At 75.3% G+C, this 11,747-nt stretch carries 1 protein-coding gene; it reads left to right on the forward strand.

Translation table 11 applies throughout. The annotated features are described in order from the left end of the window. Positions 1 to 48 precede the first annotated feature (48 nt). Positions 49 to 11,742 carry an SDR family NAD(P)-dependent oxidoreductase gene (locus tag OHA89_RS39700; RefSeq protein WP_331761743.1) on the forward strand — a complete coding sequence of 3,898 codons (11,694 nt, stop codon included), beginning with the start codon at positions 49 to 51 and terminating at the stop codon, positions 11,740 to 11,742. Positions 11,743 to 11,747: the final 5 nt, after the last annotated feature.

Here is an 11,747-nt window from a genome sequence, read left to right on the forward strand (position 1 = left end):
CCCGTCTTCTGCCGAGGCCTCGGTTCAACGATCTCCAAGGATGCCCAGATGAGCAACGCCCAGGTGAACAGCGGCACCGCTGCCGCACCCGTGCCCGTCGCCGCGGACATAGCCGCCCGGCTGCGGGAGACGATCGCCGGACTCCTGGAGATCGGCCCCGGCTCGGTGGACGAGAACCGCTCCCTCCGGGACCTGGGCATGACCTCCGTCTCGATCGTGGCCATGCTGGAGAGCGTCTCCGCCTGGCTGGGCCGCCCCGTCCCCGCCTGGGTCGCCTGGCAGTACCCCACCGTGGCCGCCCTCGCCGGCCACCTCGCGGGCGACGAACGGCCCGCCGCGCCCGGCGCCGCAGCCGCCCGCGCCCGCGGCCGCGCGCACGCGCAGGAACCCATCGCCGTCGTCGGCCTCGGCTGCCGGCTGCCCGGCGGCATCGAGACCCCCGACGCGCTGTGGCAGAGCCTCCTGGACGGCGTCGACGCCGTACGCGAGGTCCCCCGCGACCGCTGGAACGCCGACGAGTGGCTCGACCCCGACCCCCGCGCCCCCGGCCGGATGACCACCCGGTGGGGCGGCTTCCTCGACGACGTCGCAGGCTTCGACGCCGAACTGTTCCGCATCTCGCCCGCGGAAGCCCGCCAGATGGACCCCCAGCAGCGCATGGCCCTCGAAAGCGCCTGGGCCGCCATCGAGGACGCCCGGATCGTCCACGGCGACCTCGAGGGCACCCGCACAGGCGTGTTCATGGGCACGATGGCGCAGGAGTACCACCTGGCCACCGGCGCCGACCCGCAGAACATCGAGACCCACTCCGCCACCGGCTGGGACAACTCGATCATCCCGGCCCGCATCGCCTACACCCTCGGCCTGCACGGCCCCGCCCTCGCCGTCGCCACCGCCTGCAGCTCCTCGCTGACCGCCACCCACCTCGCCGTGCAGAGCCTGCGCTCCGGCGAGTCCGACCTCGCCCTCGCGGGCGGCGTCAACGTCATGCTCAGCCCGAACACCACCGTCGCCATGACGAAGTTCGGCGGCATGAACCCCGACGGCCAGTGCCGCGCCTTCGACGCCGGCGCGGGCGGCTACGTACGCGGCGAGGGCTGCGGCGTCGTCGTCCTGCGCCGGCTGTCCGACGCCCTCGCCGAAGGCGACCGCATCTACGCCGTCATCCGCGGCAGCGCCGTCAACAACGACGGCGCCTCCAACGGCCTCACCGCGCCCAACCCCCGCGCCCAGGCCGAGGTGCTGCGCGCCGCCTGGCAGGACGCCGCCGTCGCCCCCCGGCACGTCTCCTACGTCGAGGCCCACGGCACCGGCACCCTCCTCGGCGACCCCATCGAGGCCGAGGCGCTGGGCACCGTGTTCGCGAAAGGCCGCGAGGAGCCCCTGCGCATCGGCTCGGCCAAGACCAACTTCGGCCACCTGGAACCCGCCGCGGGCGTCGTCGGCCTGATGAAGACCGCCCTCGCCCTGCACCACGGCGAACTCCCCGCCAGCCTCCACTTCGAGACCCCCAACCCGCACATCGACTTCGAGGCCAACCGCCTCGAGGTCGTCGCCGACCGCCGCCCCTGGCCGCACGCCGGCCGCCGGTACGCGGGCGTCAGCGGCTTCGGCTTCGGCGGAACCAACGCCCACGTCGCCCTCGAGGAGGCCCCCTACCGGCGGCGCCTGCTCGTACCGCTGGCCGCCGACACCGACGAGGAGCTGCACGAGGCCGCCGAGGCCCTGGCCGCCCGCGCCCGCGGCGGCCACGGCTGGTACGCCCCCGAACTCCTCGCCCGCGCCACCGGAGCCCAGCGCATCGTCGCCGCCGTCACCCACCCCGACGAGCTCGCGGACGCCCTGCGCGAGGGCCTCGACACCCGCACGCCGCGCACTTCGGGCACCCGCCCCTCCCTGGCCTTCTTCTTCTCCGGCCACGGCTCCCAGTGGCTCGGCATGGGCCGCGACCTGCTCGCCGAACCCGCCTTCCGGACCGCGCTGGACGCCTGCGACACCGCGATCTCCGAGGCCACCGGCTGGTCCGTCACCGAGGAACTGCTCGCCGGACCCGACACCTCCAGACTGGACCGCACCGAGGTCATCCAGCCCGTCCTGTTCGCCGTCCAGGTCTCCCTCGCCCGCACCCTCGAAGCATGGGGCCTGGAGCCCTGCACCGTCTTCGGCCAGAGCATCGGCGAGGTCGCCGCCGCCGTCGTGGCGGGCGCCCTGCCGCTGACCGAAGGCGCCCGCCTCATCGGCACCTGGTCGCAGCTCATCGCCGAACGCGCCGCCGGCCAGGGCGCCCTGCTGCTGTGCGAACTCCCGCTGGAGGGCGCCCGCGAGCTCGTCGCCCGCCACCCCGGCCGGATCTCCCTCGCCGGCCACCTCGCCCCCGGCCAGACCGCCCTGTCCGGGCCGCTGGACGCCGTGGCCGCCGTGGAACGCGAGCTCGCCGACGCCGGAGTGCGCTGCCAGCGCGTCCACATCGACTACGCCTCCCACAGCGAGCAGCTCACCGCGCTCGCCCCCGAACTCGAACGCCGGCTGGGCGCCCTGCGCACCGCCCCGGCCGCCATCCCCTTCTGGTCGACCGTCACCAACGGCTTCACCGACGGCACCGCCCTCGACGCCGCGTACTGGGCCCGCAACATGTGCGCGCCCATGCTCATCGCCGAGGCCGTCACCGCCCTCGCCGACGAACGGGGCCTCGCGATCGTCGAGATCGCCCCGCACCCCGTCGCCCGGCACTCCCTCAAGCGCACCCTGACCGCCCTCGCCGAGGCGGACGCCGCCGGGAGCACGACCCCCGCCCCCGGCCCCTCCTCGGTGCTGGTCACCGGGCGCCGCGACCGGCCCGCCCGCCGCTCCCTGGAGGACATCGCCGTCCGCCTGTGGTGCGAGGGCTACGACGTCGACTGGGGCGCCGTCACCGGCCGGCCCCAGCGCCCCGCCCCCACCGCGCCCGTCGCCCTGACCGTCTCCGGCAAGAGCGCCGCCGCCCTCGCCGCGAACGCCGCCGCCCTCGCCGACCACCTGGCCGGCGCCTCCACCGCCGCCCTCCTCGACACCGCGTACACGGCCGCCGGCCGCCGCTCGCACCTGGAACACCGGGCCGTGGCCGTCGCCACCACCGCCGACGAGGCCGCGGACGCGCTGCGCGCCCTGGCCCAGGGAGCGCCGCACCGGGCCCTGACCGAGGGCACCGCCCGCCAGGGCGACCTGGCCGTGCTGTTCACCGGGCAGGGCAGCCAGCGTCTCGCCATGGGACGCGTCCTGTACGGGGCCTTCCCCGCCTTCCGCCAGGCCTTCGACGAGGTGTGCGCGGAACTCGACCGCCACCTGCGGATCCCGCTCGTCGCCGTCCTGTTCGCCGACCCCGACGGCGCCGACGGCGCGCTCGTCCACGAGACCGAGTTCACCCAGCCCGCCCTGTTCGCCGTCGAGGTCGCCCTGTTCCGGCAGTGGCAGGCCTGGGGTGTGGAGCCGCGGGTCCTGGCCGGCCACTCGGTCGGCGAGCTCGCGGCCGCCCACGCGGCAGGGGTGCTCGGCCTGACCGACGCGGCCCGCCTGGTGGCCGCCCGCGGCCGCCTCATGCAGGCCTGCGAGCCGGGCGGGGCCATGGCCTCCGTCGAGGCGTCCGAAGCCGAGGTGCTGGCCGTCCTCGCGGACGTGGACGGCCGCATCGCGGTCGCCGGCCTCAATGGGCCGGCGCAGACCGTCGTCAGCGGCGACGCCGCGGCCGTCACCGCCGTCATCGGCCGGTTCGCCGACCGGGGACGCCGAACGCGCAGGCTGGAGGTCTCCCACGCCTTCCACAGCCCGCACATGGACGCGATGCTCGACGCCTACCGGGACGTGGCCCGCGAGTGCGCGTTCGACGCACCGCGGATCCCGCTCGTCTCCACCGTCACCGGCACGTGGACGGACACGGACCTCGCACCGGGCGAGGGCATGCGCTCCGCGGAGTACTGGGTCCGCCAGGTCCGCGAACCCGTCCGCTTCCTCGACGCCATGGCCACCCTGGAGCGGGCCGGCATCGCCCGCTACCTCGAATGCGGCCCCGCCGCCGTGCTGTCCGCGACGGGCGCCGGCTGCGTCGAGCGCGAGGTCCCCTTCATCGCCTCCCAGCGGGCCGACGAGAGTGACGAGGCCCGCACCCTCGTCCAGGCCCTCGGCGCGCTCCACGTCAGCGGCCAGGACGTCGACTGGTGCAAGGTGTTCACCGGCACCTCCGCAACCGTCACCGATCTGCCCACGTACGCCTTCCAGCGCGAACGCCACTGGATCGACGCCCCCGAGCGGGCCCGCGGCGGCCGGTCGGCCGCCGACGACGCGCTGTGGCAGGCCGTCGGGAGCGGCGCGGCCGAGCGCGTCGCCGAACTCCTCGGCGTCGGCGACAGCGTCACCGACAGCACCGCCGTCGCCGCCCTGCTGCCCCACCTGGCCGCCTGGCGCGAACGCCAGGACCACGCCGACACCGTCGCCGACTGGCTGTACGAGCAGACCTGGGAGCCCGCCCGGGCGCCCTCCGCGACCCCCGCCGCCTCCGCAGGCGACTGGCTGCTCGTCGCCCCCGCCGCGGCGCAGGAGCTGGCCGCCGCCGTCGCCGAGGCGCTCACCGCCGCCGGCGCCACCGTCCACCGCCTCCCGGCCCACGACGACCGCACCGCCTACGGGGCCCCGCTGGCCGCGCTCACGGCGGAACTCGGTGACCGGCACTTCACCGGCGTACTCGCCCTCACCCCCGCCGACACCACCGCCCACCCCGTCCACCCGGCCACCACCACGGGCGCAGCCCAGAGCCTGGCCCTCGTCCAGGCCCTCGGCGACGCCGCCGTCCGCGCCCCGCTGTGGCTCGTCACCCAGGGCGCCGTCCACGCCGCACCCGCAGACCCGGCCCCCCGGCCCGAGCAGGCCCTCGCCTGGGGCCTGGGCCACGTCATCGCCCTGGAACACGGCACCCGCTGGGGCGGCCTCGTCGACCTCCCGGCCGACCCGGCGCAGGCCCTGGCCGAGGCCCCGCGTCTCGCCGCAACTGTTAACGGCGTTAACGCCGTTAACGCTCCGGGCACCGGCTCCGCCGGGGCCGAGGAGCACCTGGCCCTGCGTCCCACCGGCGTGTACGTCCGCAGGCTGCGCCGGGCCACCGCGCCGGCCGCCACCCCCTGGACCCCCCGCGGCACCGTCCTCATCACCGGCGGCAGCGGGGCCCTGGCCGGCCACCTCGCGCAGCGGCTCGCCGAGCGCGGCGCCGAACACCTCGTCCTCGTCTCCCGGCGGGGCCCCGCGGCCGAAGGCGCCGCCGAGCTCACCGCCCGCCTCGAAGCCACCGGCGCCCGCGTCACCTTCGCCGCCTGCGACCTCACCGACCGCGGCCAGACCCAGCGGCTGCTGGACGCCCTCGACGCCGAGCAGCCGCCCCTGCGCGCCGTCTTCCACACCGCGGGCATCCTCGACGACCGGCTGCTGGACCGCCTCGACACCGAGGCCCTGGCAGCCGCCGCCGCGCCCAAGCTCGGCGCGGCCCGCCTGCTGGCCGAGCTCACCCGCGACCACGCCCTCGACGCGTTCGTCCTCTACTCCTCCGTCGTCGGAGTCCTCGGCAACCTCGGCCAGGCCAACTACGCCATGGCCAACGCCGCCCTCGACGCCTTCGCCGACACCCTGCGCGCCGACGGCGTCCCCGCCCTCAGCCTCGCCTGGGGCCCCTGGGCCGACGGCGGCATGACGCACGGCGCCGCCGAAGCCCAGCTGCGCGCCGCCGGACTCGCCCCCATGGCCGTGGCCCGCGCCCTGACCGCCCTGGACTCGGCCCTCGCCTCGGGCCGCTCCCTCGTCGTCGCCGACATCGACTGGCAGAAGGCCGCCGCCGGCTACGGCGAAGCCCGCCCGCGCCGTTTCCTCGACGAGATCGCGGAGGCCCGTACCGCACCGGACACCGCCGCCGCGGGCACCGCCCCGGCCGGAACCGAGACGAACCCGTTCCTGAGCAGCGTCCTGGCCCTGCCCGAGGCCGACCGCGCGGCCCACGTCACGGCCGTGCTCGCCGCCGAGGCCGCCGCCGTCCTCGGCATCAAGGACCCGCAGGCCCTCGACCCCGAACGCGGCTTCAAGGACCTCGGCTTCGGCTCGATGATGTCCATCGACTTCGCCGCCGGCGTCCAGAAGCGCACCGGCGTCACCACCCCCAAGACGCTCGCCTTCGACTGCCCCAACCTGCTCACCGCCACCGACTGGCTGCTCGCCAAAATCGCCCCCGCGGCCCCCGCCGCCGCCCCGGCCGGCCCTCAGGCCGCCCCCCGGTCCGGCCGCGGCGACGAGCCGCTCGCCATCGTCGGCGTCGGCCTGCGCATGCCCGGCGGCGCCCACGACCTCGACAGCCTGTGGACCGTCCTCGCCGAAGGCCGCGACACCGTCGGCACGGTGCCCGCGGACCGCTTCGACATCGAGGCCTTCTACGACGCCGACCCGGACGCGGAGGGCCGTACGTATGCCCGCCACGCCTCCTTCCTCGACGACGTCGCCCACTTCGACGCCGCCTTCTTCGGCATCAGCCCGCGCGAGGCCGAGCCGATGGACCCCCAGCACCGCCTGCTCCTCGAAGCGGCCTGGACCTCCCTCGAGGACGCCGGGATCCGGCCCCGCGAGCTGCGGGACTCCCGTACGGGCGTGTTCGTCGGCGCCGGCGTCGGCGAGTACGGCAAGTACCGGCAGGGCGGCGCCCCCGACACCTACACGCTGACCGGCACCCTGCCCAGCTTCAACGCGGGCCGCCTCTCCTACCACCTCGGCCTCCAGGGCCCCGCGCTGTCCGTGGACACCGCCTGCTCCTCCTCCCTGGTCGCCCTGCACCTGGCCTGCGAGGCGCTGCGCAGCGACGAGTGCGAACTCGCCCTGGCCGGCGGCGTGCAGGTGCTCGCCGACCCTGGTGCGTTCATCGCCCTCAGCCGTTCGCACGCGCTGTCCCCGGACGGCCGCAGCAAGACCTTCTCCGCCGAGGCGGACGGCTACGGCCGCGGCGAGGGCGTCGGCGTACTCGCCCTCATGCGGCTCTCGGACGCGCAGGCCCAAGGCCGCCCCGTCCTCGGCGTCATCCGGGCGACCGCCATCAACCACGACGGCGCCAGCAGCGGCATCACCGCCCCCAACGGCACCTCCCAGCAGAAGGTCATCCGCGCCGCCCTCGCCTCGGCCGGCCTCGCGCCCGCCGACGTCGACTACGTCGAATGCCACGGCACGGGCACCTCGCTGGGCGACCCGATCGAGGTACAGGCGCTGGCCGCGGTCTACGGCGAAGGCCGCACGCCGGGGCGCGAGCTCGGGCTGGGCACGGCCAAGAGCGTCATCGGGCACCTGGAGTCGGCGGCCGGTGTCGCGGGCGTCTGCAAGATGCTCGCCTCCTTCCGGCAGGACGCCCTCCCGGCGACCCTCAACAGCTCCCCGCGCAACCCGAACATCGCCTGGGACGAACTCCCGGTCCGGGTCGTCGACTCGCACACGCCGTGGGAGCGGGACCTGTCGCGTCCGCGCCGCGCGGGCGTCTCCTCCTTCGGCCTGAGCGGTACGAACGCCCACGTGGTGCTGGAGGAGCCGCCGGCCGCCGCGCCGACCGCCGCCCCGGACACCGAGGTGACCGCGTCCTTCCACCCGGTGGTGGTGTCGGGGCGTGACGAGGCCGCGCTGCGGGAGCAGGCCGGCCGTTGGGCGGACTGGGCCGAGGAACGCCCCCAGGTTCCGGTGACCGATGTGGCGGCCACCGCCGCCCGCCACCGTTCGCACTTCGAGTCGCGGGCGAGTGTGGTCGCGGCTGATTCCGCCGCTCTGGTGGAGGCGCTGCGTGCGCTGGCCGAGGGCGTCTCGCACGACGCGGTGGTGACGGGCTCGGCCGCACGGCGCGGCAAGGTCGTCTTCGTGTACCCGGGCCAGGGCTCGCAGTGGGTGGGCATGGGCCGTGCGCTGCTGGCGGAGAACGAGGCCTTCCGTCAGGCGATCGACGCCTGTGATGCCGCTCTGCGTCCGTTCACGGGTTGGTCGGTGCGTGAGGTGCTCTCCGGTGAGGAGGGTGACCACCCGCCGTTCGACCGGGTGGACGTGGTCCAGCCCGCCCTGTTCGCCATGGGAATCGGCCTCTCGGCGCTGTGGCGTTCCCTCGGTGTCGAGCCGTCGGCGGTGGTCGGCCACTCGCAGGGCGAGGTCGTTGCCGCTGTGGTGAGCGGTGCTCTGACTTTGGAGCAGGGCTCGCAGATCGTGGCGCAGCGTTCGCAGGCGGTTCTCGCCTGTGCGGGTCAGGGCGGTATGGCTCTGATCGAGCGTCCGGTGGCCGAGGTCGAGGAGTTCCTCGCCCCCTACGGTGATGCGCTGTCGGTGGCCGCGGTGAACACCTCCGGCTCGACGGTGATCTCCGGGCAGGCCGACGCGATCACGAAGATCGTCGCGGACCTGTCGGACCAGGGCGTCTACGCCCGCAAGATCAACGTGGACTACGCGTCCCACAACGCCCAGATGGACCCGCTGCTCCCCGCCCTTGCGGAGGGCTTCAAGGGGATCCGTCCGCAGTCCGCAGAGATCGCCTTCTACTCCACGGTGACCGGTCAGGTGGCCGACGGCGCCGAGCTGGACGGCACGTACTGGTGCCGGAACCTGCGTGAGCCGGTCCGCTTCGACCGGGCCCTGAACCAGCTCCTCGACGACGGCCACGGCGTGTTCGTCGAGATCAGTGCGCACCCGGTCCTGTCCATGCCGTTGACCGACGGCAGCGCGGAGCGCGGCGGCATCGTCGTCGGCTCGCTCAGCCGCCGCGACGGGACCCCGGCCCAGCTGCTGCGCAACCTCGGCCTCCTCCACGTCCAGGGCCACGACCTCGACTGGGACCGGGTCCTCGGCGCCGGAAGCCTCGTACCGCTCCCCTCGTACGCCTTCCAGCGCGAGCGCTTCTGGCTCCCCGTCTCCCAGGCCTCCGGTGACGCCGGCTCCCTGGGCCTGGAAGCGTCCCGGCACCCCTGGCTCGGCGCGGGCATCGAACTCGCCGACGCCGACGGCCACGTCTTCACCGGCCGCCTCTCGCTCACCGACCAGCCCTGGCTGCGCGACCACGGCGTCTTCGGCTCGGTCATCGTCCCCGGCACCGGCCTGCTCGAGCTGGCCACGGCCGCCGCCCACGAGGCCGGGGCCGTCGGCATCGCCGAACTCACCCTCGCCGAGCCGCTGGTGATCGAGGACGCCGTACGCCTCCAGATCACCGTGGGCGCCCCGCACAACGGACGCCGCCCGATCACCCTCCACAGCCGCCCCGACGCTCCCGGCCGCGCCTGGACCCGCCACGCGAGCGGCGAGCTGCTGCTCGACCCCGCCGGCCTGGATGCCCCCAGCACCCCGGACGGGTTCGCCGACCTCCGCAGCTGGCCGGTGGCCGGCGCCGAGCAGGTCGGCCTCGACGGGTTCTACGACCGCTTCAGCGCCCAGGGCATCGACTACGGCCCGGCCTTCCGGGGCCTGACCGAACTCTGGCGCAAGGGCAGCACGGCGTACGGGCTCGTACGTCTCCCCGACCCGGCCGCAGGCGCCGAGTACAACGTGCACCCGGCCCTGCTCGACACCGCCCTGCACGTGATGAAGGGCGCGACGGCGGGACAGGACGAACCCGAGGGCGCGCTGCTGCCGTTCGAGTGGACGGACGTCGAGCTGTTCGCGGCCGGCAGCGGAGAGCTCCGCGTCCGCATCGACGTGGAGCAGTCCGCCACCGGCCAGTCCGTCCAGGTCTGGGCCGCCGACGCGGCGGGCTCGCCCGTCGTCCGCGTCGGGGCGCTCCACCTGCGGCGGGCCACCGCGGACCAGCTGCGCGCCGCCCGTTCCACCGGCGCCCAGGACCTGCACCGGCTGGCCTTCCAGCCCGTACCGGCGGCCGCCGCCACCTCCGGGCGCCGCACGGCCGACCTCGTGGTCGGCGGCACCGGGGAACTCGCCTCGCTGCTCGGCATCGAGGCGGTGTCCGGCGTCGAGGCCCTGTCCGTCCGGCTGGCCCAGGGTGGCCCGGCACCCGCCCGAATCGTCGTGGACACGACCGGCCGGGCGCCCGCCATGAGCCCGTCCGAGGCCGTGTTCCGCGGCGGCGAGTACGCACTCGTCCTGCTCCAGGCCCTGCTGGCCGACGAGCGGCTCGCCGGCACCGAACTCGTCTTCGTCACCCGCGGCAGCATCGGCGCCGCGGAAGGCGACCTGCTCGACGGACTGGCCTACGCACCCCTGTGGGGCCTGGTCAGGTCCGCCCGCGCCGAACACCCGGGCCAGAGCCTGCGCCTGGTGGACCTCGGCCAGGAGAGCACCAAGGACGCCGTCGAGACCGCCCTGGCCTGCGCCGGCGAGCCGGAACTCGCCCTGCGCGGCGGACAGCTGCTGGCGGCCCGCCTGGTCACGGCCGACCGGCCCACCGCCACCAGCACCGGCGCCGGCGAGATCCGCACGCTCGATCCGCAGGGCACCGTCCTGATCACGGGCGGCGTCGGGGAGCTCGGCCGCGAGGTCGCCCGGCATCTGGTCCGCCGGCACGGCGTCCGGCACCTCGTACTCACCTCACGGCGCGGCGCCGAGGCGCCCGGAGCCGCGGAACTCATACACCAGCTCAAGGAAGAAGGCGCGGAATGCGTGCGGGTAGAGGCCTGTGATGTCGGTCGTCGCGATGACGTGGAGAAGGTGCTCGGTCTTGCTGAGGAGGGTCGGCCCTGGACGGCCGTCCTGCACCTCGCGGGCGTCCTGGACGACGGTGTACTCCTCGGCCAGGACGCACAGCGGCTCGCTCATGTGATGGAGCCCAAGATCACCGGCGCCGTCCACCTCGACGAGCTGACCGCCGACCTGGGCCTGGACCTCGCCGCCTTCGTGTTCTTCTCCTCCGCCGCCGGCACCGTCGGCACGGCGGGACAGGGCATCTACGGCGCTGCCAACGCCTGCCTCGACGCGTACGCGGCCCGCCGCCGCTCCCAGGGCCGCCCGGTCACCAGCCTCGCCTGGGGCCTGTGGCACCAGGCCGGGGTCGGCATGACCTCGCACCTCGGCACGGCGGAACTGGACCGGATGCGCCGCCAGGGCATCGCCCCGCTCAGCTTCGAGCACGGCCTGGACCTGCTGGACGCGGCGCTCGCCCGCCCGGCCGGCAACTTCGTCCCCCTGCAGCTCGATCTGCGGGCCGCGCAGAGCGAGGTGGACCAGGGCAGGCCCGCCCCCGCCCTGTTCCGGTCCCTCGTACGGGCCCGGCCGCGCCGTGCCGAAGCGCCCGCCGCCGCCTCCGGCGGCCCGGCCGGTCTGCGGGAGCGCCTGCTGGCGGTGCCCGACGACCAGCGGGCCGACCTGGTGACGGAGCTGGTGCTGCGCGAGGTGGCCGCCGTACTGGGCCTGACCTCGACCGGCTCGCTCTCCCCGCAGGAAGTGCTCAAGGGCCTCGGCCTCGACTCGCTGATGGCCGTCGAGCTGCGCCGGCGCCTGGCGACGGCGAGCGGGGTACCGCTGCCCGCGACCCTCGCCTTCGACCATCCGACGCCCGAACACATCACGCGGCTGATCCTGAGCCGGCTGGACCTCCCGGCTCCGGCCTCGGCGGCGACGGAGACGACGGCGGCGGATGCGGATGCGGCGGCGACGATCGGGGATCTCGGCGGCGCTGACAACGGCGCTCACAACGGCGCGGACGACGACGAACGGTCCGTCGACGACCTCAACGCCGAGCTCGACGCCCTGTTCGCCGCCGAGGGATTCGGCCTCGAGTAGGCCCC

It is taken from the genome of Streptomyces sp. NBC_01546 (assembly GCF_045208355.1).
Classification (GTDB): Bacteria; Actinomycetota; Actinomycetes; order Streptomycetales; family Streptomycetaceae; genus Streptomyces.